The sequence below is a fragment of the Methanothermobacter sp. genome, assembly GCF_049720995.1.
Lineage (GTDB): Archaea > Methanobacteriota > Methanobacteria > Methanobacteriales > Methanothermobacteraceae > Methanothermobacter.
This window is the reverse complement of sequence record NZ_JBNASF010000002.1, coordinates 1-23,088: the sequence shown is the minus strand read 5'-3', so window position 1 is coordinate 23,088 and position 23,088 is coordinate 1. Positions and strand designations below refer to the sequence as shown.

At 48.4% G+C, this 23,088-nt stretch carries 28 protein-coding genes; 22 read left to right on the top strand and 6 right to left on the bottom strand.

The annotated features are described in order from the left end of the window. Positions 1-2: 2 nt before the first annotated feature. The 3 genes from ACPLJI_RS00900 to ACPLJI_RS00890 are packed head-to-tail and all read left to right on the top strand — an operon-like array spanning position 3 to position 1,928. Positions 3-992: a respiratory chain complex I subunit 1 family protein gene (locus ACPLJI_RS00900; RefSeq protein ID WP_424730587.1), complete on the top strand. Its 990-nt coding sequence runs from the start codon at positions 3-5 to the stop codon at positions 990-992. A gap of 10 nt (positions 993-1,002) precedes the next feature. Continuing rightward, positions 1,003-1,254: an energy-converting hydrogenase B subunit P gene (locus tag ACPLJI_RS00895; RefSeq protein WP_321211173.1), complete on the top strand. Its 252-nt coding sequence runs from the start codon at positions 1,003-1,005 to the stop codon at positions 1,252-1,254. A gap of 17 nt (positions 1,255-1,271) precedes the next feature. Then, complete coding sequence (locus ACPLJI_RS00890) at positions 1,272-1,928, top strand: DUF5612 domain-containing protein (RefSeq protein ID WP_424730588.1); 657 nt, start codon at positions 1,272-1,274, stop codon at positions 1,926-1,928. A gap of 35 nt (positions 1,929-1,963) precedes the next feature. Here the strand turns inward: ACPLJI_RS00890 and ACPLJI_RS00885 are convergent, their stop codons facing one another. The 3 genes from ACPLJI_RS00885 to ACPLJI_RS00875 all read right to left on the bottom strand — a co-directional run bounded on the left by ACPLJI_RS00885 (position 1,964) and on the right by ACPLJI_RS00875 (position 4,620). Beyond that, positions 1,964-2,233, bottom strand: a complete 270-nt coding sequence (locus tag ACPLJI_RS00885) for a hypothetical protein (RefSeq protein ID WP_321211171.1) — start codon at positions 2,231-2,233, stop codon at positions 1,964-1,966. 152 nt (positions 2,234-2,385) lie between these two features. Next, a complete protein-coding gene (locus tag ACPLJI_RS00880) occupies positions 2,386-3,156 on the bottom strand; it encodes a CRISPR-associated protein Cas4 (RefSeq protein WP_424730589.1) in 771 nt (256 codons plus the stop codon). A gap of 192 nt (positions 3,157-3,348) precedes the next feature. Continuing rightward, positions 3,349-4,620 carry a homoserine dehydrogenase gene (locus tag ACPLJI_RS00875; RefSeq protein WP_424730590.1) on the bottom strand — a complete coding sequence of 424 codons (1,272 nt, stop codon included), beginning with the start codon at positions 4,618-4,620 and terminating at the stop codon, positions 3,349-3,351. 245 nt (positions 4,621-4,865) lie between these two features. Between ACPLJI_RS00875 and ACPLJI_RS00870 the strand changes: the two genes are divergently transcribed. After that, positions 4,866-5,189, top strand: a complete 324-nt coding sequence (locus ACPLJI_RS00870; RefSeq protein WP_424730591.1) for an Ig-like domain-containing protein — start codon at positions 4,866-4,868, stop codon at positions 5,187-5,189. Positions 5,190-5,254: 65 nt separating this feature from the next. Here the strand turns inward: ACPLJI_RS00870 and ACPLJI_RS00865 are convergent, their stop codons facing one another. After that, positions 5,255-6,274: a DNA polymerase subunit beta gene (locus ACPLJI_RS00865; protein ID WP_424730592.1), complete on the bottom strand. Its 1,020-nt coding sequence runs from the start codon at positions 6,272-6,274 to the stop codon at positions 5,255-5,257. A gap of 110 nt (positions 6,275-6,384) precedes the next feature. On the opposite strand from ACPLJI_RS00865, the gene ACPLJI_RS00860 reads away from it, so the two are divergent. From ACPLJI_RS00860 to coaBC, 15 genes are all read left to right on the top strand, one after another. Then, a complete protein-coding gene (locus ACPLJI_RS00860; protein WP_424741088.1) occupies positions 6,385-6,771 on the top strand; it encodes a PPC domain-containing DNA-binding protein in 387 nt (128 codons plus the stop codon). A 110-nt stretch (positions 6,772-6,881) separates the two neighbouring features. Further along, positions 6,882-7,448 (top strand): DUF366 family protein, encoded by a 567-nt coding sequence (locus tag ACPLJI_RS00855; RefSeq protein ID WP_424730594.1) that lies wholly within the window; start codon positions 6,882-6,884, stop codon positions 7,446-7,448. A gap of 39 nt (positions 7,449-7,487) precedes the next feature. Continuing rightward, positions 7,488-7,964: a 6-carboxytetrahydropterin synthase gene (locus ACPLJI_RS00850; RefSeq protein WP_424730595.1), complete on the top strand. Its 477-nt coding sequence runs from the start codon at positions 7,488-7,490 to the stop codon at positions 7,962-7,964. 5 nt (positions 7,965-7,969) lie between these two features. Further along, positions 7,970-8,704, top strand: coding sequence for a 7-carboxy-7-deazaguanine synthase QueE (locus ACPLJI_RS00845; protein ID WP_424730596.1), 735 nt, complete (start codon positions 7,970-7,972; stop codon positions 8,702-8,704). Between the two features lie 11 nt (positions 8,705-8,715). After that, positions 8,716-9,279 (top strand): CBS domain-containing protein, encoded by a 564-nt coding sequence (locus ACPLJI_RS00840; RefSeq protein ID WP_424730597.1) that lies wholly within the window; start codon positions 8,716-8,718, stop codon positions 9,277-9,279. Continuing rightward, complete coding sequence (locus ACPLJI_RS00835) at positions 9,272-10,090, top strand: CBS domain-containing protein (protein WP_321211161.1); 819 nt, start codon at positions 9,272-9,274, stop codon at positions 10,088-10,090. The genes ACPLJI_RS00840 and ACPLJI_RS00835 overlap by 8 nt, the downstream gene beginning before the upstream one ends. Positions 10,091-10,211: 121 nt before the next feature. Then, positions 10,212-11,153 carry a CBS domain-containing protein gene (locus ACPLJI_RS00830; RefSeq protein WP_424730598.1) on the top strand — a complete coding sequence of 314 codons (942 nt, stop codon included), beginning with the start codon at positions 10,212-10,214 and terminating at the stop codon, positions 11,151-11,153. 8 nt (positions 11,154-11,161) lie between these two features. After that, positions 11,162-11,998, top strand: a complete 837-nt coding sequence (locus tag ACPLJI_RS00825; protein WP_321211159.1) for a CBS domain-containing protein — start codon at positions 11,162-11,164, stop codon at positions 11,996-11,998. A 9-nt stretch (positions 11,999-12,007) separates the two neighbouring features. Further along, entirely contained in the window at positions 12,008-12,826 is an 819-nt protein-coding gene (locus ACPLJI_RS00820) for a CBS domain-containing protein (RefSeq protein ID WP_424730599.1), read from the top strand. A gap of 63 nt (positions 12,827-12,889) precedes the next feature. Beyond that, positions 12,890-14,026, top strand: coding sequence for an RNA ligase (locus ACPLJI_RS00815; RefSeq protein ID WP_424730600.1), 1,137 nt, complete (start codon positions 12,890-12,892; stop codon positions 14,024-14,026). Continuing rightward, the gene (gene pheA, locus ACPLJI_RS00810; protein WP_424730601.1) at positions 14,026-14,847 is read left to right on the top strand and encodes a prephenate dehydratase; all 822 of its coding nucleotides are present in this window, start codon (positions 14,026-14,028) and stop codon (positions 14,845-14,847) included. Before ACPLJI_RS00815 ends, pheA begins: the two co-directional genes overlap by 1 nt. Positions 14,848-15,046: 199 nt before the next feature. Next, positions 15,047-15,649, top strand: coding sequence for a hypothetical protein (locus ACPLJI_RS00805; protein ID WP_424730602.1), 603 nt, complete (start codon positions 15,047-15,049; stop codon positions 15,647-15,649). Positions 15,650-15,664: 15 nt separating this feature from the next. Then, positions 15,665-16,189 (top strand): PsbP-related protein, encoded by a 525-nt coding sequence (locus ACPLJI_RS00800; protein WP_321211154.1) that lies wholly within the window; start codon positions 15,665-15,667, stop codon positions 16,187-16,189. Between the two features lie 216 nt (positions 16,190-16,405). Beyond that, on the top strand, positions 16,406-16,903 hold the full coding sequence (locus ACPLJI_RS00795; RefSeq protein ID WP_321212177.1) for a transcription elongation factor NusA: 498 nt from the start codon (positions 16,406-16,408) through the stop codon (positions 16,901-16,903). A gap of 10 nt (positions 16,904-16,913) precedes the next feature. Next, complete coding sequence (coaBC, locus tag ACPLJI_RS00790; RefSeq protein WP_424730603.1) at positions 16,914-18,071, top strand: bifunctional phosphopantothenoylcysteine decarboxylase/phosphopantothenate--cysteine ligase CoaBC; 1,158 nt, start codon at positions 16,914-16,916, stop codon at positions 18,069-18,071. A 196-nt stretch (positions 18,072-18,267) separates the two neighbouring features. On the opposite strand, the gene ACPLJI_RS00785 is transcribed toward coaBC, so the two are convergent. Further along, positions 18,268-18,933, bottom strand: a complete 666-nt coding sequence (locus ACPLJI_RS00785; protein WP_424730604.1) for a fibrillarin-like rRNA/tRNA 2'-O-methyltransferase — start codon at positions 18,931-18,933, stop codon at positions 18,268-18,270. Positions 18,934-18,954: 21 nt separating this feature from the next. Continuing rightward, the gene (locus ACPLJI_RS00780) at positions 18,955-20,064 is read right to left on the bottom strand and encodes an NOP5/NOP56 family protein (protein WP_424730605.1); all 1,110 of its coding nucleotides are present in this window, start codon (positions 20,062-20,064) and stop codon (positions 18,955-18,957) included. A gap of 51 nt (positions 20,065-20,115) precedes the next feature. Between ACPLJI_RS00780 and ACPLJI_RS00775 the strand changes: the two genes are divergently transcribed. Genes ACPLJI_RS00775 through ACPLJI_RS00765 form a run of 3 tightly spaced genes read left to right on the top strand, consistent with a single transcriptional unit; the run spans position 20,116 to position 22,844 of the window. Beyond that, entirely contained in the window at positions 20,116-21,024 is a 909-nt protein-coding gene (locus tag ACPLJI_RS00775; protein WP_424730606.1) for a dihydroorotate dehydrogenase, read from the top strand. A gap of 5 nt (positions 21,025-21,029) precedes the next feature. Further along, positions 21,030-21,824 carry a dihydroorotate dehydrogenase electron transfer subunit gene (locus ACPLJI_RS00770; protein WP_370004578.1) on the top strand — a complete coding sequence of 265 codons (795 nt, stop codon included), beginning with the start codon at positions 21,030-21,032 and terminating at the stop codon, positions 21,822-21,824. Between the two features lie 12 nt (positions 21,825-21,836). Beyond that, on the top strand, positions 21,837-22,844 hold the full coding sequence (locus tag ACPLJI_RS00765) for an AI-2E family transporter (RefSeq protein ID WP_424730607.1): 1,008 nt from the start codon (positions 21,837-21,839) through the stop codon (positions 22,842-22,844). Positions 22,845-23,088: the final 244 nt, after the last annotated feature.

The window sequence follows — 23,088 nt, the reverse complement described above, 5'->3', positions numbered from 1 at the left end:
AAGTGGATGCATCATATTCAATCATATCTGTCACGGGAACAGTCATACTTGGATTGATTGTAAGCCTCTGGCTTCCGGGTATTGAGAGGAAGTTTGTCCATGCAAGGATACAGCAGCGCATAGGTCCCCCTGTTTCAAGCCCGGGACTCATGGCTGCACTCAAGTTCTTCTACAAGAAGACCATTGAACCATGCTCACCACTCCCACGTCTATACAACTCACTCCCCATTATAGGGTTCATATCAGCACTCCTCATACTGCTCTTCCTCATACCCCCCATGTACACCTTCGGGGCCCTTGCAAGTCTCGTCGCAGTTGTAGGATTCCTCAAGATAGAGGAGGTGATCTACGTCTTCATGGGTTCACTCTCAAGGTCGGTCATGTCCCTCAGAATGCCATTCCCTGACCTTGCAAAGGGGGCCAAACACCCCAACGTCCAGAGGTACTTCCTTGAGGATCTAAGTGCAATGAGGGCTTTCAGGCTGATTGCATTCGGGTCATTCCCCCTGTACATCGCACTCTTCGTGCCTGCGGTTATGGCTGGAAGCATATCCATTGGGGATATAGTGGCATACCAGGCAGCCAATGGCCCGGTGCTCTTCACCCTTGCAGGGGTCATAGGTACAGTGGCGTTCTTCATTGGCTACATGATACTCCTCAACGAGTACCCCTTTGCCATCCTCAAGACCAAGGCAGATGTTATAGAGGGTCCGTACATGGAGTACGCTTCCAAGTACAGGGCATTCGTCTACATAACCCGTGGATTTCTGATGTTCACACTTGGGTGTCTCTTCTCCGTGCTTTTCATCGGGGTACCCCCCAACATACTGAGCTGGGGCATACTCGTCAACCTGGCAGCTGCAGTCATATTCCCCATAATCATGGCAGTATTCAGCGCCTTTGCACCGGTATTCACTTTCAAGCAGTTCTATCCGGTAACAGCAGCGGCATCGGTGATAGGGGTTCTGGCACTGGTGGTGGCATTCGTATGAAGGTGATAACATGAAGATTGTTATAAGACCGCATCACATGATAAGCCTCGGTGGATACATAGTGGAACTGGAGTTCCCCTACAGGAACCTCATAGTCGTAAACCCCACCGACGAGCACATCAAGATAGAGGTCCCGGTGTTTGATGAGGACTGGATAGATGAACACAGAGAACTGGGCCTCAGAATAATACCCGTAAGGGATGAGGATAACTACCTGAGCCTCTGGAGGAGAGAGAAGGCCCTCCTTGAGGCTTCAGATTAAATTTTTCCGTGGTTTAAATGAGTTCAGCGGCTCTCAGTATAAAGACAGTTGAGAGGCCAGGAGTTCTCAGTGAAATAACCGGCATGATAGCCTCAAGGAATATAAACATCACCTACGCCCATCTGTATGTTGAAAGGGATGGCCATGGCTCCATATACATGGAACTTGAGGATGTGGAGGACATGGAGTCCCTCCTGGATGAAATCAGGGCCTCGAAAACAGTGGTTGATGTCAGGGTGCACAGGTCACTTGAGGAGATCTATGGTAAGAGGATAATCATAATAGGGGGAGGTGCCCAGGTATCCCAGGTAGCAATGGGTGCCATCAGCGAGGCCGACAGGCACAACATAAGGGGCGAGCGCATAAGCATCGACACCATACCCCTCGTGGGTGAGGCTGAACTTGCAGAGGCTGTAAGCGCGGTTGGAAGGCTCCCGAGGGTGGCAGCCCTTGTACTTGCCGGTTCGCTCATGGGTGGGGAGATCACAAGGGCTGTTGAGAGGGTTAAAAGTGAACATGATATTATCGTCATAAGCCTCAACATGCCAGGGAGCGTCACAGGGGTGGCGGATCTTGTGGTGACAGACCCCATACAGGCGGGGGTTATGAGTGTAATGGCGGTTGCCGACACCGCGGTTTTTAACATTGAAAAGGTAAGGGGTGAAAAATTTTAGCCACCCGGATAAAGGGTAAAAAAGATTTAAAGGTTTCAGCTCATCTCGATAGCCCTTATAAGTTTACTGGCTGCGTTTTTGAGTTCAGGGTCCTTTATCTCACCACTTTCCCTTATTTTGAGGGCGAGTTCAAGGACCTTTGATACATCTGATGGCTTGAGGTTCTCTGCCATTTCAAGGTAGGTCTGGTCCTCTTCGGGTATTTCCTCCTTCTTCTTGGCAGCGAGTTCCAGGAGAACACGGCAACTGCTCATCACATCCGGGCTGTCAATATCTTCACACTTTTTAAGAAGCTCCTCCTTCATATCATCACCTTGAATTATTATGTTTTAACGGTTATTTAATTCTAATCATTTTAGCAGCAGAATGTCGGGGTCTTTTTCACATGATGATGATTATTGTACAGTGGATTTTGTGATCTCTTGGCTTTACTGGTGGTGCAGATGCTATAACACCGTCATTTTAGCGGATACTCCCGTGAGCAGGTCTCTGCAAGAGCGCAGCTTGCACATTTAGAGGGATTCACCTGAACTTCAGGCACCTCACCATCATCCTTTATCCTTCTTATATCATCCAGGATATCGAATAGGTACTCCCTTCTCCCGTAATCTGTCAGCACGGGTCTTCGCTCACCGGGAAGCAGGTATTCGATGAATGAAACCATGCTCTCTGTTTCAAATTCCCTTTCCACCAGAATAGCCTGTGCTGTGAGTTCAAGGGTGTCAGCTGGCCAGACGCCCCTGAAGGGGGGTTTTGAGGTCTTGATCTTCAGGGGGTAGTAGGAGCCATCAACCAGCTCCATGGTTACACGTCCATGGATCTCAAGGGAGGGATCGTTTATGGGGTAATCCCTGATCAATGGGGGAAACAGCACATGGGCCACCATGTCTCCTGAAAACCCAAGGGTGCTCATCGCCCTCATTATCCTGTTTGCAGTGGATTCAACCTCAAAAAGCATTAGATCCACTATTTTATCCCTTTCGGTGTCATCAAGGCCCCTTATTATCCCCTCGAGATCCTCCCTGAGGACCGATTCCAGTTCATCCATCCTGATGTCTTCATCGATCTTCCGGGTCCTGCTCTCAGCGGCTGCCCTGAAATCGAGGTAAGTATCCCTTAACCTTATTGCAAACCTGTTACCCGGCTCACTGGTACCAAGGAGTTCACGGAGGTATACCTTCATGGGACAGAACATGAATTCAGATATCATGGAAACCGCAATGGACATGTGATTCACCACCACTGTATTATTAATTAATCAATAAGTATTAAATGTGATGGTGGGGGTTTCGGTTCTGGAGGAGTTTATGGGGGGGTTTGGTTTCTTTGTTGTGGAATGTGGATGGTGGGGATTTTGGTTCTGGAGGGGTTTATGGTATGGTATCTCTGCCATGAAAAACAAAAAAGGAAATTTAAAAAATCAGAGTATTTTAAGGCGCACAGGATCACCTGTAACCCACTGAATTTCAGATATATCCCTGATGGCCCTCTGAATGTTACCCTCTGCTGCTTCATGGGTCACTATGTATATGGGTACAGATTCGCCCTCAAGGGCACCCTTCTGTGTAACCGATTCAATGCTTATTTCATGCCTGCTGAATGCCCCGGCTATCTCATGGAGAAACCCTGGCCTGTCAACCGCATCAAGCCTGATATAGTACCTTGATCTGGTTTCGCTGAACTCCCTTATGGATTCAACCATCCTGACACCGGGACCCGGCTGCAGCGGACTCTCAGGGTTCAGGGCGATTTCCATACAGTCTGCAACAACTGCACTTGCAGTGGCCCTCCGCCCTGCCCCCTTACCATAGAACATCACCGGCCCGGTGAAGTCACCTGTGATGTATATACCGTTGAACACCCCATTGACAGATGAAAGCAGGTGTTCGTGGGGCACAAGGAAGGGCATAACACCCATTTCCAGCTCACCATCATCCAGAGAGGCCGTTGCAAGAAGTTTAACACTGCATCCAAGCTCCTTATTGGCGTATTCAATATCATCCTGCCTTATACTGCTTATACCCTCCACGTGGAGGTCCTCTTCAGGCACATAAACGCCGAAACCAAGGAGAGCCAGTATTATAAGCTTCTGGGCGGTGTCATGACCCTCAATATCAAATGTTGGATCTCTCTCAGCATAACCGAGCCTCTGGGCCTCCCTGAGGACATCATCAAATTCCATGCCCTCGGAGGCCATCCTTGTGAGGATGTAGTTGGCTGTGCCGTTTATTATACCATAAATGGATTTTATCCTGTTGGCTGCAAGGGATTCATTGAGGGCCCTCAGTACGGGTATGCCCCCGCCCACACTGGCTTCGAAAGCTATCCTCACGCCATTATCCCTTGCAGCGGTCATTATCTCATTCCAGTGCCTTGCTAGAAGTGCCTTGTTGGCTGTTACGACGTGCTTACCGTTTTCCAGTGCCCTCAGTATGAAGCTCCTGGCCGGTTCATAGCCTCCTATGAGCTCTATAACGATATCGATTTCAGGGTCATTGAGGATATCATCGGCATCTGTTGAGAGTATCTCAGGGTCTATCTCAACCCCACGGTCAGTCTCTATGTCAAGGTCCACCACCCTTTTGAGTTTCAGGTCCTTTCCAGTTTTTTCTCTTATGAGGTCATGGTTGGTGTTGAATATCTCCACAACCCCCGCCCCGATTGTTCCAAATCCTATGAGTCCAACATTCACATGAAAACCTCCATATTTAATGAACACTATAACTTCATCTGCTGGGTATCCCTCACCATTAACCTTGATGATTTATCGTATTTCCAGTTTAAAATAGTTCAGCTTCCCAATGAAATCAGGAATTTTCACAGGTTTTTTCTGTTTCTGATGAAATGGCAAGATGTGGCACCATATGAAAATAACCTGATACAATCCCATACAATGATACAATCCAGCTGTGGAGGGTAAAAATATAAGGGACGCCTGTGTACTCAACAACAATCTCACATTTAACAAGCCTGATACCCCCCACCATAAACTACAGCAACCTCACGGTGAGGACCATTGTTATAATCTTCAGTAACACCATAATTGCAGGGCCAGCTTACAGTAAGATAACGGTTAAAACATCCACTGGAAGGCTGATGTCCATCAGTAAGAGGATCATAGGTAACAGGATCTACATAAAACCCGTTAGTAGATGGCGTGCACATACAAGGTACATCATCACCGTTCCAAGGACCGCAGTTAAGACCAGCACAGGTAACATGATGGCAGCGGACTTCAGATCAGGATTCACCACGGTTTAATAAACCCACTTTCTTTTATTTTTAGTTTTTTCTGGCTATATTCCGGTTAGGGTCTTTAATTTATTTTATAATCTGAGTTCCTTTAGCTTTATGAACTCGTTCTCAGCCTCCCTTGTTGTCCCCACAACAACCCGGTATCCGTTTTCCCTTCCACTGAACCTTTCAAGCTTACCCCTTGCGATTATCCTTTCACCCTCCCTCGCCTGCCCCGCGTAGGTATGGGTGAATGACACGACCTCGGTAATTTCAGCTTCGGGTCCCTCAAGTACACTGACATCCTCCACAAGGTACCTTGCCGGGTTGTCAAAGGCCTCGATGGCGTCAGATACTGTGCACTCTACAGTCACCCTTCCACGGTCCTCATAGGTTGTATCAGCCCATGAGCCCTGAATTTCACTCCAGTCCCTTGCAGCGAGGATATCGAACAGGGTTCCATCGATTATTCCCCTGTTGTTCTTTCTCATCTCATACCAGCAGAACTCCCTGAAGGAGAGCGTATCGTCGGTGATCCTTTTTCTGTAGACCTTCATGAGCTGTTCCTCATCCAGTCCATTCAGCGGACTCTCAGGGTCATCCTTCAGTTCACCAAAGGCTTCCATTGCCCTCCGGTGGTTCCTCAAACCGTAAACCACAAAGTCGATATCAGAGTTGAGGGGGTCATATAATCCAGGGAGAACAGAACCTGAAACCCCCATTGAACTGTAGGGGATCCCTGCAGCATCATGCAATGTGTTGGCAATCATCACAACTCTGGCAAGCAGCTTATCGCTGGGGGATTCCATTATATCCATAAGGCGCTCGTCTGGCTTCAGTATACTATCCACCCTTTCATGGGGAACACCCATCATGAGGACGCCGAGTTCCTCGTAGTGATGGAGGTAGGTGGGGTGGTTCTCCTCAAGGAAGGTGTATGCCAGCTCAGAATTCACCTTTGAGTACCTTGCCGAATTCAGGGACCTTTCACCTTCACTGTCTGGTATGTATCTTAAAAAGGACAGTATCCTGTCCTCTGGATGAACGTATGATGTAACAGCAAAGAATAGATCATCAGAGGTGTGTATGAAGTCACGGATTCGGGCTTTCATAGGTAAATTAAATGCATGATGAAACTATAAACCTTTTCATATTCTTCTGAGGTTATCATGGGCGTATCTCTTCCCGGGCATCTGGATTCTCATGGATAATTAGATGAGGGATGATCTGTAAATTTCATGATATGATTCTCCTAAGACTTGAGCCTGATATGGATCTTATGGCTGAGATGGAGGCCATAGATGTTGAAGGCGCCGTTGTATCAGGTATAGGAAGCCTTCATGGTGTCAGGATAAGGACCGCGGATGAGAGCATCCTTAAGCTTGAGGGTCCCCTTGAGATAATATCCCTCCAGGGGACACTCACAGGCGATGGCGTCCATATCCACATTGCAGTGGCCGATTCATCTGGAAGGGTGTTTGGCGGACACCTCAGGGGCTGCTGCAGGGTAAGGACAACCGTCGAACTTGCCGTGATACCCTATCGCGGTAAACTGAGAAGGGTGCTGGATGATAGAACAGGTTACAGTGAGCTGGTGGTTCTTGACTGATTCAATCACAGCAGGGGCTCACTTTCCCGGCGGGATCTCCGTCATGTTCTCTTCAGGGGACTCACATCCTACTTATAGGACCACCTCCAAATAGTATAGATGGTGATTGAATGATATATGAGCACCTCGAGGACCCTATCCTGTATGATGGAAGCCAGATAGAACCTGCATGGGCCCTCAGTGAACTGGGAATAAAGGGTTCGAGCATAATAACATGGATAGGCCCAATGGATGTGAAGAATATCGTTGACTACGAGGATGTTGACCTTGAGATAAAGTCTGAGAACGTCCTCCACTTCATTGTTGAACACTTTGATGAACAGCCATCAGGTCTGCGGTTATCCTATCACAGGCAGAGGATTCTGGTCATGCTGCTCATGGAGGAACTTAGGGACCATGGATTCGAGATCCGGAGGGAGGGTGATGACCTCTACATAGGATCATCCAAGTTAACTGTTTCCATAGCAACCGCCTCGGTATCCAGCATGAAGATACACCTGGGTGTGAACATCCATGAGAAGGGCACACCAGATGATGTGGATACGGTGGGGCTCCTGGATGAGAGGCCTGAACTTGGAATGGAGGGGGTTGTACAGATAGCAGAGAATGTTGCAATGGCATACATACATGAGATTGGCTCCATCGAGGAGGACATATGCAAAACCAGAATCTTCTGAAAGAGGCAGGGACATTTCTGATGGATAGATGTGGTTAACATGAAAATAGTTATAAACGGGATACATGCCAATTTAAGGTTTTCAGCGGCACACATGATACCGGAACACGAATCATGTGGATGCATACATGGACATTCATACATAGTTGACGTGAAGGTGGAGGGGAAGAGGAGTGGAAGGCATGGATTTGTGGCTGACTTCAAGGACGTTAAGGCAGTTGTTAGAGAACTATGCAGAAGGTTTGACCATAAACTCCTCATACCCCTCAGAAGTCCGCTCATAAATTTCTCATCAACGAGTGGAAACATCAAATTTGAGATCGGGGGTAAGGAGTACAGCATACCCGAGGAGGACTGCTGCCTCCTTGACCTGGAATCCAGCTCTGCAGAGGAACTTTCACGTTACTTTGCCTCCGCCCTCTTTAAGGAGCTTGGCAGAAAGTACGACATATCCTCGGTTGAGGTCTGCGTAAACGAAGGAATAGGACAGGGGGCCATCTACACCATATCCCGGTGATCCATATGAGGGCACCCATTATGGAGGTCTTCAGCAGCATCCAGGGTGAGGGCCTCCTTGTAGGGAAGAGGCAGATTTTCATACGTTTCGCTGGCTGCAATCTTAACTGCAGCTACTGCGACACCCCGGAGAGCAGGAACCCATCCTGTGGTGAGGAACTCTCAGCAAACCAGCTTCTGGGGATGGTTGAAAACCTCGTGACACCTGATTTTCATTCACTGAGCATCACAGGTGGTGAACCGCTTCTTTACCCCGAATTTATCACAGAATTCCTTGAAGATTCCCACCACAGAGCTCTTCTTGAAACCAACGGCTCTCTCCCGGCCAGCGCCCGGAGGATATCCCATCTCTTTGATTACGCATCGGTGGATATTAAAACATCTGAACATTTTTCAGGGGATTTCAACCGGAATATTACAGAATCCGATATATCAGGGCCAGATGACCTAATTGATCGGGAGATTCAAGTCATAAACATATTAATATCAAAAGGTGTAAATACATATTGTAAGGTGGTTGTGATGCCCACAACGGGGGCTGAATACATCGGGGCCCTGGCCATGCGGCTCCGTGAAGGCGTTGATGACCCTGAAAAACTTTCAATGGTTATACAGCCCTGCAGTCCCCCTGAAAAGTGGGCTCTGTACACTCCTCGCCTGCTGGAAATGTCTCAGGAAGCCGGAAAGTATATGGATGTTTACGTTATACCCCAGATGCATAGGGCCCTTGGCCTTAGGTAGGAGGTTGTCAGATGGAAATGGAAACAAAGGTTACAGTCCATGATGCCATGACATCGAATGTTATAACAGCAGACCCTGGCATCAGCGTTGCAGAAGCAGCATCTATAATGACAGAAAAGAAGGTCGGAAGCATCATTGTGAAGAGCAACTCCGAACCTGAAGGACTCATCACAGAGAGTGACATCATAAGGAAGGTGGTTTCCAAGGATCTGGTTGCCAGCAAGGTTAAAATTGGCGAGGTAATGAGCCGCAACCTCATAAGCATAGAACCTGAAAGGGAACTCAGTGATGCAGCAAGACTGATGGCAAAGAACAGTATAAGGAGACTCCCGGTGGTTAAGGACGGTGCGCTTGTTGGGATACTGACATCCTCTGATGTCATGATGGTTGCCCCTGAACTCACCGAGATCCTTGTTGAGAATGCAAGGATTGAGGAGAACAGGGCACTGACACCTGAGAATGAGAGGTCTGTCCCCGGTGTGTGCGAGGTCTGCGGTAACTATGAGGAGTACCTTGAGGAGTATGATGGTAGATACATATGTGAGGAGTGTAAAGAGGACCTAGAGGGTGAATGATTTGTTTGTAAGAGACGTAATGACTTTGAATCCCGTCTCAGTCTCACTTGAAACCGCCGCCACAAGAGTAAGATCCATTCTAAGGGATGAGGATTTCAGATGCGTCCCTGTGGTTGAGGGAGAGAAACTGAGGGGTCTTATAACAAGGGGTGATGTGCTCAGCATCACAGCAACCAAGTCAAATCTTGAGGCAAGGGGCATAATGGAAAAACCAAAGGTTATCCTGACCCCTGAGATGGATGCGGTGAGGGCAGCATCTGAGCTACTAAAGGCCGGTGAGATACAGGCACCTGTTGTTGAGTCAACCGACAGCATGAAGCTTGTGGGAATACTGAGCGCCATAGACCTCATATCAGGCTTCCTTGAAAACGGCTATGAGCCGGTCAGAACCCCTGTAAGTGAGATAATGTCCAAAAACCCTGTTACATGTGAACACAGCGACCAGCTTTCAGCTGTATGGGATCTTATGGATGAATCAGGGTTTTCAGGCCTTCCTGTGATGAAGAATGGTAAAGTTATAGGTATCATAACCAGGAAGGACCTCCTGAGGTACGGCCATGCAAGGATACACAGGGAATCAGGTGACGTGAAATCCGTGGCGGTTGAGAAGATAATGAAGACACCCCCTGTTGCCATAACACCGGATACTCCTTCTGAAAAGGCCGCCTCTCTCATGCTGGAGAAGGATATTGGAAGGATCCCAGTGGTTGAAAACCCAGTATTTGTGAAGAGGGACCCCAGCATGGTGAAGGAGGCCGATCTTCTGGGTATAGTGTCCAGGGAGGACATCCTGGAAGCGTATATCAAGTGAAATGGTGGCTTGATGAAACCTGAAAGTCCCATCAACGAGAAATTAATTTTTATTAAAAAAATTGGTTTGGGTAATAACGATACTTACTTCATGTAAGTATATCTCCCAGAGAGGTGTGTAAATGAGAAAAAAAGACACCATAAACCTGGTAAAGTCTAGGGACCGTGGTCCCATTGAATTCGAGAGCAGAAACTTCGACCATGAAGGCGATGTCATGACAATCGCCGGCAAGGAAGTAATTTCCATACCACAGACAGCCACCATCAAGGAAGCAGCGGAGATAATGGTTAAGAACAAATTCAGGAGGCTTCCCATAACAAACCCCGGAACAGGGAAGCTCCAGGGAATAGTAACGGCCATGGACATCCTGGACTTTTTAGGAGGGGGAGATAAATTCAAGATCCTGGATAACAAATACGATGATAACTTCCTCGCAGCAGTCAACGAACCGGTTAAGAGTATAATGACACGTGATGTCATCCACATAACCACCAGGGACTCCATATCAGATGCGGTGACCATGATGCTGGAAAACAGTGTCGGTGCCCTGCCGGTAGTTGATGATGATGGGAGGATAGCAGGTATAGTATCCGAGAGGGACTTCGTGCTCCTCATGGCAGGTGTATTCATCGATGAGGTCACGGAGGATCACATGACAGCCGATGTCATAACTACAACACCCGGAACACCGATAGAGGGCGCATCCAAGATAATGGTAAGAAACAGGCTCAGGAGAATACCTGTTATTGGTGAGGAAAGAAGAACCCCCCATCCCGAGGATGAAAAACTTGTTGGAATTGTTACATCCACCGACATACTTGAGTTCCTTGGAAGGAACCAGGCATTCAACTCAATGAAGAACAACAGTGCAGAGGAGGTTCTCGCCACACCGGTCACCGAAATCATGGAAAGGGAGGTCTGCACCGTCACATCAACAACAACCCTCGGAGATGTATGTGAGATCATGGAAAAATATGGAATTGGTGGTCTGCCTGTGGTGGACTATGGAAACCTCAGGGGAATCATAACAGAGAGCGACCTTCTGAGGGCAATAACAGGTTAGGTGGTCCCATGAATGTTGGAGCTATAATGACAGATGAAGTCTTTGTCATGGAAGACACACAGCAGGTTGCATACGCCCGGAACCTCATGTTAAGGCATGGGATAAGCAGGGTAGTGGTGGTGGACTCCGGGGGGAAACCAGCAGGTATCGTCACAGAGACGGACATAACAAGGAAGCTGAGAATCAACGGACCCGCATGGAAGAGAAGGCCAATAGATAAGATCTCAATAAGAAGGGTGATGAACGAAAACCCCATAACCGTTGATATCGACGCCACTCCAAGGGAAGCCGCTGACCTCATGCTGAAGAAGAAAATAGGCTCACTCCTTGTGATGGATGGAGAGGAACTTGCAGGCATCATAACCAAAAGGGACCTTCTCAGATTCTTCAAGGACAGGTGCGCCGGCAGGTGGAAGGTTGAGGATTTAATGACCAGGGATGTTAAAACGGTGACAGCAAACCATACGCTGGCCCATGTTATAGATGTCATGGAGGAGAACGGTATATCAAGGGTCGTTGTAACCGGAAATGGGGCTGTTGAGGGAATAATAACCTCTGAGAACCTTTCATTTGCAACATTTGAGGACCCTGAAAGGGGCATACCTGTTGAAAGGGTCTACTTCATAAGCCGCGCATCCGAGGAGAAGAGAAGGGCAAGGACAATCGCAATGTTAACTGCAGGCGATATAATGACTGAGGACGTCATAACAGTTGAACCCTCAGTTGATGCATCAGAGGCCGCTTCATTGATGCTTGATAATGGAATAAGCGGACTGCCCGTTGTTGAGGATGAGGAACTGGTGGGAATAATAACCAAAACAGATATAATAAGCGGGATACAGTAGGTGAAGAGTATGATAATTAAAAATATCATGTCAGAGGATCCTGTCTGCATCGATAAGGACCAGAACGTCTGCGACGCCCTTCGATTAATGGGAAAGAAAAACGTATCAAGGCTCCTTGTGATCAACACAAACAACGAACATGAGAGGGAACTTGTGGGGATAGTCACCGAGAAGGATATAGCCATAAAACTGGGATCATCAAGGTACGGGAACATGGCACCATCCCACTTCCATGTCTCAACGGTCATGACATCTGAACTCATAACTGCAGATCCAGACATGGATGCAGGAAACGCAGCAAGTCTCATGCTTGAGAACAACATAGGAAGTCTGCCTGTTATCCTTGATGATGAGATACTGGGAATCGTAACCAAATCAGACCTCCTTGATATCTGCAGGGGAAGGGCCTATGAGAGTTACACAGCGGCCGATGTCATGAGCACAGAGATGATAACAGTATCCCCCCAGGAGAGGGCTGTCCATGCAAGGAGGATGATGATTGATGCAGGCATAGGACGGCTTCTGATCATGGATGGAGGGGAACTTGCCGGTATACTCACCGCAAAGGACATGACACGTGCAGTTATAAACTTCAGGAAGGTCGTACCTGATAAGCACAAATCATCAAGGATAAGAAACCTCCTTGTTGAGGATATAATGAAACAGAACGTCAGGACCGTTGAGGCAGACACGCCGGTAACGGATCTTGCATCCATGATGATGGAGACAGGTTACGGCGGGTTTCCTGTTGTGGACGGCGAACTTGAGGGTATAGTGACAAAGACGGACATCCTTGATCTCATAGTTGAGATAGAGGGTGTCTTCTAATCCTTTATTTTTTTGAATAAGCTGAATACACATGTTTATAATTGAATGATCAGCGTGAATCTGATGAATACAGACATTCCTTTCCATGAGATCACAGAGAAAACAGGGATTCCATCTAAAAGACTGGAGGCGGGGCTGGCCAGGGGCGCCATCAGGGTCACTGAAGAGGGTGGCATGAATGCACTAATTTTCAAAAAATCCCTCATGGACCTTGAGGCAGGCACGGTGATCTACACTGGAGATGAGGTTGAGGTTATCCGGGGATTTCCGAAGATCAGAAGAACACTTCTACTAGCCCCCACCCTGATGGAACACTTCAGGGACAGCGTTGCAGTAGAGGAGAAGATGAACGGTTACAATGTCCGCATAACACGCCTTTCATCCGGTGATACGGTTGCACTCACACGAGGAGGCCATGTATGCCCCTTCACAACCCGGAAGGCACTGGAACTCATGGACCTTGACGGGTTCTTCTCTGACCACGGGGACCTTGTTGTATGCGGTGAGATGGTTGGAAGGGACAATCCCTATGTTTCACAGGACTACCCTGAGGTGGGGTCCCTGGGTTTCAGGGTCTTTGACCTGAGGGAGAAGAACACCAACAGACCCCTCCCAATAAAAGAGAAGAGGGACCTTCTTGAGTCCTATGATCTTCCACCCGTCCGTTTATTCGGGATTTACCCTGTGGAAGATGCTGCAGAGGAGGTTGCAGATATAATAATGGCACTGGGGAAGGAGGGAAGAGAGGGGGTTGTCATGAAGGACCCCTCAATGGATTTACCACCCCTGAAGTACACATCATCCCAGGCACATGCACGGGAACTTGCATATGCCTTCAGCTACCCCTTCGACTTTGGGAGACCCTTCTTCTTCAGCAGGGTTATAAGGGAGGGTTTCCAGGCCTATGAACTGGATGAGTCAGATGAGGAAACCCTTGAGAGGGCTCACCGCCTGGGAGAGGCAATAATATACCCCATGCTTGAGAGGATAAAGGCCATAGCAGACGGTGAGGCCGCCTACGAGGACACGATCATCGATGTGGAGGACAGGGAGACCGCCGAGGAGTTCATAAGGCACCTTGTACATCTCGGTGTCTCAGCGACCCTCGCAGACTACAGGGACGGTAAGGCCACGGTGAGGCGATTCTACCAGGCAACAACAGACAGGATAAACAACTACCTGGAGGGGGGCCTCTACTGATGGTAGAAGAATCCATAGCCTACCTCGGGCCTGAGGGGACATTCACCGAGGAGGCTGCGCTCCATATTGGTGATGAACTTCTGGCATTTGACTCCATACTTGAGGTTCTGGGGGCTGTGGCATCAGGTAAGGCTTCAAAGGGGGTTGTTCCCATTGAGAACTCAATTGAAGGGCCGGTTGGGGTAACACTCGACCTTCTGGCATGGGAATATGATCTTTGCATAGAGAGGGAGATAATACTTAGGGTGAGGCACAACCTCCTTGTCAACAGGGGGGTCTCCCTGGGGGAGGTGAGGGAGGTTTACTCACACCCCCAGTCCCTTGCCCAGTGCCGGAGGTTCCTGGAGGAGCTGGGTGTCACAACACATTCAGCACCCAGCACAGCAGCAGCGGCCAGGACGATAGTGGGGAGACAGGAACTTGCGGCGATAGGGACCCTGAGAGCCGCGGATATCTATGGCCTTGAGGTGATCGCAGAGGACATACAGGACTTTGACCCCAACTTCACAAGGTTCATAGTCCTCTCGGAAAAGGATCATGAGCCAACAGGAAGGGACAAGACCTCCATAGTCTTTTCACTGGCAGAGGACAGACCAGGGGGGCTTTATGAGGTTCTGGGATTCTTTGCAGAGCATGGAGTGAACCTCACAAAGATAGAATCCAGACCCTCAAAGAGGGGGCTTGGCAAGTACATATTCTTCATAGATTTTGAGGGGCACCGGAAGGACGCCGTCATAATGGGTGTGCTTGATTGTATAGCTGATAGAACACCTTTCTTTAAAATTCTGGGATCCTATCCAGAGGAAACTGTTTATGAATAGCCCTTTTGATTTTTCAGGAACTCACCTGAGCACCCGGGTACCTAGGTATAAAGATACTTTGCCTGTTAACGGAGTATCAGGGGTTTAGGTGTTCCATGCTATAAATATGGGGTTTAGGTGTTCCATGCCATATAAATTATATATACCCGGCTGTTCAATATAGATCCAGTTGATATCATCGATTTATCAGGAGATGATTATGATTGGTCAGGATAAGAAAATCATCCTGAGACAGCTCAAGAAACTTGAAGGGGACCTGGAAGAGGGTAATATTTCAAGGAAGGAATACAGTGAACTGAAGGAACAGTACACGAAGGAACTTGAAACAATTGAGGCAGTTGAAAATATAAGGCGCCTTCAGGGGCAGAAAACCCCGGAAAAAACCCTCGACCACTGGGTGGAGGAATCACGGAAAAAGAAGGATGAAGAGGAGAAGGAGGAACTTGTCAGGAAGTACGTCAGGACAGATGAGGTTAAGGGAAAGAGGGGTCCGAATCTGTCGCTCATAGGTGCCATAATAATTGTGGCGGCATTCTTCTTTGGAACGGGTTTTGGACTGTACTTCATGAACGTGAAGGATGAAACCCCCGTTACAGGGACAGTTACCGTGAATGAAACAGCGTTCCCATCCTTCAACAACACCGTTAAGAATGTGACAGTAACCCACACCACAAACAGGAACCCCACCAACACAACACCCACGGCACCCACCACTCCAGAAAAGCCTTCAACACCCACCACTCCAACAGCACCCGATAATCAGGGGACCGGTGGCGGTCAGAATCCACCATCATCACCATGAGAGTGAGGAAATTGCATGAGGAAGCACTGGTTCATCCTTTTCATAATAATGGTCGTTGCGGTGTCAGGATGCACCTCACCTGACAGCAACTCAGAGAACCAGACCAAAAGGTTCTCCGGAAACAACATTTCATTTGAGTACCCATCCAACTGGGTGACAGCCAATTCACTGGCAAACGAAACCATCGCAGCAGTTGGGGACCCGACATCAGTTGATTCATCTGGACTTGCACAGGTATCGGTTGTTATCCAGTCAAGGGAGCTTAAGGGTAACATCTATGATATGTACAGGGACAACTATGATGCACTGTTCACCAACTCCAGTTACAGGAGGGTCTCAGAGACAAACACAACCATAGGTGGTTACCAGGCAATAGAAAATGTCTATATTGTCCTTGATGGGGTCCAGAAGAAGCATAGGGCCATCTGGATACAGAACAACAGAAGGGTCTATGTGATACTCTGCACAGCCCCGGCTGACAGGTTCGATGCTGAAGGAAAGAACTTCGACCTCATCGTGAACAGCTTCAGGTTTATTTAACTCCACCCTCCTTTCTTTAGGGATAGGCCAAAACTATAAATTTATATTTATCAAAATATTATTAAATTATAAGGGTCACTGCAGTGATAACTAAATGGGCTCTTTTTATTTTATCTCCGAGGTTTAAAGACTGTACTGGGTTTTTAAACCGGGATTATAGGTGTGGCCTTGTTTGCGATAACCACGGTAACCACTAAAGAAAAGGAGGAAGAAGGAATGGTATTGCCAATATGCGATGTCTGTCTTAAAAGCGGAATTTTATGTCAGGGCTGTGAAAATAAACTTAAAACAGGGGAGGTAACCGAGACTGAACTGGAGATATCAAAGGTTCTATACAGGATTGGAGAGGGAAAACTAGGATTTAAAAGGGCCATAGACCTTGATGGAATAGTTATAATCATAACGGAGTCTGATGAGGTCGGAAAACTGATAGGTAAGGGCGGTAAAATCGTAAGGGCAATATCAAGGGCCCTGGGCAAAAAGGTGAGGGTGGTTGGTGAGAACTCTGACCTCAAATCGGTTGCAGAGGATGTCCTTGCACCTGCAAGGATTTCAGGGATCAACATAGTATTCGGGAAGGACGGTGAGGAACGCTTCAAGATCAGGGTTATGCGGGAGGATGCAAGGAGAGTGCCAGGCAAACTTGAAACCCTCAACGAGATAATAGAAATGCTGACCGGAGAGAAAACGGTTGTTGTTATAGATGACACATGATGGGGATGGAATGGAGATTGTACTTTGCGTTACAGGAAGCGTTGCTGCCATTGAGGCAGTTAAACTCGCAAGGGAACTGGGAAGGCAGGGTGCCAGCGTCAGATGTTTCATGAGTGAGGACGCCTGCAGAATAATACACCCCCATGCAATGGAGTTTGCCACAGGAAGTAAACCCATCCTTGAACTTACAGGGGAGATCGAGCACGTCAAGTACGCCGACGCAGACCTCATCCTGGTGGCCCCTGCAACGGCCAACATCATAGGTAAGCTTGCCTTTAAGCTGGCCGACAACCCCATATCATCCCTTCTCCTCACGGCATCCGGGATGGGGACACCCATAGTTATGGTTCCATCAATGCATGAGGCCATGTATGCCGCCGCAGAGGGGAACATAAGGAGGCTGAGGGAGGAGGGCGTTGTCTTTGTTGAACCCCGCATGGATGAGGGTAAGGCCAAGTTCCCGGACATCAACACCATAGTACTTGAGGCCATGAGGCAGACCTCAAAGCAGAGGTTGAGGGGTAAAAGGGTTCTCATAAGCCTCGGCGGAACATATGAGCCAATCGATCCAGTGAGGGGCATTACAAATAGAAGTTCAGGTAAGATGGGTCTTGCGGTTGCACGAAGGGCATACATTGAGGGTGCAGATGTTACACTCCTGGCGGGTATCGTCTCAGTGGATATTCCCCAGCAGTTCACTGTTAAAGAGGCTGAGACAGCGGATTCCATGGCAGCCGCAGTCAGGGAACTTATAGGGGAACATGATGTATTCGTATCGGCTGCAGCCGTCGCTGACTTCAAACCCACCTGCACTGAGAGGAAGATATCCTCAGATGGAGAGCTCACACTCACACTGAAACCAAACCCCAAGATCATAAAAATTGCAAGAGAACTTAACCCTGATGCACTTATTGTTGGATTCAAGGCTGAGTACGATGTCCCCAGGGAGGAACTTATCGGATCTGCAGAGAAGCAGATGCGGGAGGCTGGTGTGGATATCGTTGTTGCAAATGATGTTTCAGTTGAGGGTTTCGGCTCAGACAGTAACATGGCCATCATGGTCTCAGATAGGACCCTGGAACTTCCTGTAATGAGCAAGGATGACCTTGCATCCATCATAGTTGATGAAATTGCAGCAAAACTTGAAGAAAAGGAACGAAGTTCTTGATGAAGTTTAATGGAAAATAATGGCTTTTTATTTTTATTTCATCAGGAATCAGAAAAATGGAGTTATTCACTCCAGGTTATTGTGTTGCAACAATAACCCGGAGGTGAAATTATGGCCTTCAGTTGGGATTAAAATTATGTAACTAACCCAATATATACCTTTTTTACTAAAAATCTGTTAAAAAATCATATGAACTTCAATCACTTCTTTTAACAAGGACAGCCATATGGTCCTTCTCGTAGGGATTGAGACCCACCTGATCGATCACCTGGAAATCTGAGTCCCTGAGTTTCCTGACCTCCTCACGGAAGATCTTACGGGGGCTCCTTGTAACATCTATGCTCCTGGCCTTTATCATTATGAGACCGTAGCCATCATCCCTCAGAAAATATTCCATATTCTCGGTGAACAGCCGGGTCTGATCTGGCTGTGCAATGTCACAGTAGACAAGGTCAGCGGCCTCAACCATCCTAAGGTAATCTCTGGGTCTTGAGGCGTCCTCGAGAAGCGGCAACATGTTCATACGGGCACTGCACACCTCCAGAAGCTCCCTCATCATTCTGGGTGAAAATTCAACGCAGTATACCCTGCCGTCTGTCACGATATCCGAGATGTGCGAGGCTGTTGTTCCGGCCGAAGCCCCAAGATACAGCACACGGCAACCGGATTTGAGGCTGAAGCCTCTGAGGCCGTTGTGAATGGCAGCGGCAAGTTTGGATCGCCTGGGATCCCAGACCCGGTACTCCCGGCCACCCCACTCCATGAGCTTCTCCCCGTAGACCCTGACACCGGGGTTGAGGTTTACTGTGAGGAGAGAGTCATTCATCATAAAAACACCATCAAGACCCTTAACACGTTTCACTGGACACACCCTCCACTCCGATTATCTTTTCCTATTGAACCTCTTCTTTTTGACGGGAGGTTTTTTATTTTTCTTTTTAATCAATTCTAATCTCTCATTGAAACTTTCAATGATCTCTGGATCGAATTCACCGCTGAAAACATCCTTTCTCACCGCAATCACTGTTTTGCCAGCAAGAAGCCTTGCAACCTTGCCCCTTATCCACCAGGGCGATGACCGTATGGATGGGTGCTGAAAGATCACACCATGCTTTGGTGGTCTGGCATTTGATTTGAGGTGCCTGAACAGGGCCTTTTCAGCCCCAAGGACCTGTACAGTGGATGAGGGGAGCATGGCAAGTTCTCTCAGGCCACCTGCATGTGCAATAAGCCTTGCCCCAACATTAGCACCTGCAAGTGCCCTGAGGTTGGGGGCGAGTTTCTCCATTTTGAGGTCAATATACCTCTCGGTGTCCTGCCTCAGCCTCTGAAGTCTCCTGATATTCTCTGCAAGGTCCATGAAGATATGAAGGTCCTCGCTGCTGATATCTGAGCCTATACTTTCCTCAACATCCATCCTGAAATTTTCAAGTATCCTCTCCCTGTCACCGTACCTGGCAACCAGCTCAACATACTGCTCATGGCTCCTCACACCATCCAGTTCCGGGAAGTGAAGGGAATACCACTCCCTCAGCCTTTCTATCAGTTTCCCGATCTCCTCGTCCAGTTCATCAAGGGCATTTATGGCCTGTATGAGGAACCTGTCGGATTCTCTGAGGGACTCCCTCAGTTTTTCCCGGGCTGCCGAGATGAGGGCGTCGTGTATTAATCTGGAGGGGGGTATATCAGTGATGGATTCCAGTATCTCATCGAGGTTTTCCCTCAGATGGACTCCGGCGGCTGATGGCATTTTGAACCTGATTTTACCGAATTCAGAGTATGCAGGGGAGGGTTCGGCCTCAACAATAACTTCATCGTATTCAGCAATTAGCCTTTCAAGTATACTCCTCTCCTCAGGTGTGATTCCTCCCATCTGTGATTCTTTGAGCCTGCCGGCCACCTCATCCAGCGGGAAAGTTTCATAATCTATGACTTTCAGATCTTCACTGAAGGCAACAAAACCAGCAACGCAGCCTGTAAGATAACACTTCATAGGGGTACATCTATAGGTGGTGACTATAAATATATTTAGAAGGTGTTTTTCATGCTGAGGACCAGGATATGTAATATTGAGCTCAGGAATCCGACCATGCTTGCCGCGGGAGTTATGGGGAGCATGGCATCATCCCTCAACAGGGTCTACCGTGCGGGTGCAGGGGCCGTTGTAACCAAATCATTTTCACTGGAACCCAATGAGGGCTATAAAAATCCCACCACAGTCGAGGTTACCGGCGGGATCATAAATGCCATAGGCCTATCAAATCCAGGGGTTGAGGCATTTAAAGAGGAGCTCAGGGGGGTGGATGATGATGTGCCCCTCATAGCATCCATCTATGGGTCTTCACCGGAGGAATTTGCCAGGGCCGCTGCTTCTGTGGAGGAATATGTTGACATGATTGAACTCAATGTGTCCTGTCCCCATGCCATGGCGGGCTGCGGGGCTTCCATAGGGCAGGATGCCGGGCTGACATTCAGGGTGGTGTCAGCTGTAAAGGACGCCGTTGGGGTGCCGGTATCCACCAAGCTCACACCAAACGTTACAGATATTGTTGAGATAGCAAAAAGCGCGGAGGAAGCGGGTTCAGATGCACTGACCCTCATAAACTCCCTTGGCCCCGGGATGAAGATTGATATAAAAACAGCAAAGCCTGTACTCTCCAATGCCTTTGGGGGAATGTCCGGTCCCGCCATAAAACCAGTGGCTGTAAGGTGCGTCTATGATGTTTACCGCAGTGTTGAGATCCCCCTAATTGGTGCTGGTGGTGTCAGGGACTTCAGGGATGCGGTTGAATTCCTGTTTGCAGGTGCAGGGGCCGTTCAGGTTGGTACAGCCATAATGTATGATGGTCCCGGGATCTTCATGAGGATATGCAGGGGCCTTGAGAGGTTCATGATTGAGGAGGGCTTCTCATCGGTTGATGAGATGGTTGGACTGGCCCATGAGGGGGTGTGAGTTCCATGGGAAATGTTCCGGAGATTCTTGAAATTAAGGGGATAGTTGAGGAATCTGAGACCGTGAAGACCTTCATATTTGACTGGGACTTCACGAGCGAAATATTGCCCGGACAGTTCGTCATGGTCTGGAATTTCAGCGACGAGAAACCCATGTCAGTCTCGCTCATTGACCATAAAAGGTCTGAGATCGGCATATCCATAAGGAGGGTTGGTGAATTCACGTCAGCGGTCCATGAACTGGGCGAGGGAGATCTCCTGGGAGTCAGGGGACCCTACGGAAGGGGTTTTGAACTCATAGGAAGAAATCTGATCCTTGTGGGTGGAGGGATAGGCATGGCCCCCCTCACAGCCCTTGCAGAGGAGGCTGTGGCACGGGGCATGAATGTGGATGCGGTTGTGGCTGCAAGGACATCAGATGAGCTTCTCTTCACCGAGAGACTTGAGGGCGCAGGTGTTAATATCCACACATGTACAGATGATGGAACCTGCGGGTTTCAGGGATTTGCACATGAACGCCTTTCTGAGGTGGATGGAGAATATGACATGGCTGCTGTGTGCGGTCCGGAACCCATGATGTTCCATGTGAAGGAGGTGCTTGATGAGAGGGGAATACCGGCCCAGTTTTCCCTTGAGAGGTACATGAAGTGTGCCGTGGGTATCTGCGGCCAGTGCTGCGTTGATGGGACAGGGTGGAGGGTCTGTGCCGAGGGCCCTGTTTTCTGGGACCATGAATTAAGGTGTGTGGGTGAATTTGGCAGGTACAGAAGGGACGCTGCCGGCCGGAGAATCAGCTGGTAATGTGGTGGTTTCATGATAGAGAGGCTCAGAGGCACCATCACATCCACTTCATTCCTTGTACTTTCACTGATACTTCTATCGGCCATTGTAATATATCCCCTCTGGACCATGCTCTTCCTGGGGGCGGTATTCGCCTACATTGTAAGGCCAGTGGCTTTAAGGATAAATGAGAGGATACCATACCTCTCGGTCTCCATAATCATCGCAATGGTCTTTGTTATAATGCCCCTTGTTGGTATAGTGGTTTTCACCGTGGATTCCCTCATAAACTCCACCCCTTCACTCATAAACCTTGCAAGGGGCTTTGATATCCCCCACCTTCCGGGACAGCTCCAGAATTCCGGGAGCACCCTGGGGACCTTTAGGGGTATTCTAACCGACATACTTAGCGGATCCCTGAACTATGTGATCGATGTGATACAGTCAGTCCCCATGATAGCCTTGCAGCTCTTTATATTCTTCTCATCAACATTCTACTTTGCAAGGGATGGTGAAAGGCTCATTTCATATATAAGGAGTCTCATACCCTCTGAAGCCAGGCCCTTCATGAGGAGGATGGCCTCTGAGACAGAACGTGTGCTCATGAGCATATTCTATGGCCACTTCCTCACAGCGCTCCTCATAGGCATCATGGCGGGCGCCGGCTTTCACCTCCTGGGCTACCACTACGCGATACTACTCGGTATAATAACAGGGATATTTCAGCTCATACCGGTTATAGGTCCATGGGCGGCCTACACCCCCCTTGCCATCTATGACTTCGTGACCGGGAATATCCTCAGGGGGGCTCTGGTCCTGATCTTCGGGATATTCCTCAGCACAATCGACATATACATTCGGCCAAAGCTTTCAGGTAAGTATGCTGATATACACCCCATGATATTCCTTGTGGGTTTCCTTGGGGGCCCGGTTGTATGGGGTGTGGCGGGGTTCATAGTGGGGCCGCTGGTCCTGGGGCTTGCCTACGCAGCCCTTGAGGCCTACCGGACGGGAGAACCAGATACTGAGGAGAACCAGTGAACCTGCAGTGTCATATGGTTATTTCATAATACTAAAGTACGTGGATGATAGACAATCCAAAAACAGCAAAAAACTAATAAAACTGGAAGAAGGGCATCGTAACAAACAAACTAATAGGCCCTAAAATTGCACTATAAAGGTTCTTAGTCCAATGTTAAATTTTTGATAAAATGAATGAAACTATAAAACCTAGAACTGTTATAAGCCCCGCGAGCTCATGAGTCTCTGAGAAAGCTTCTGGTAT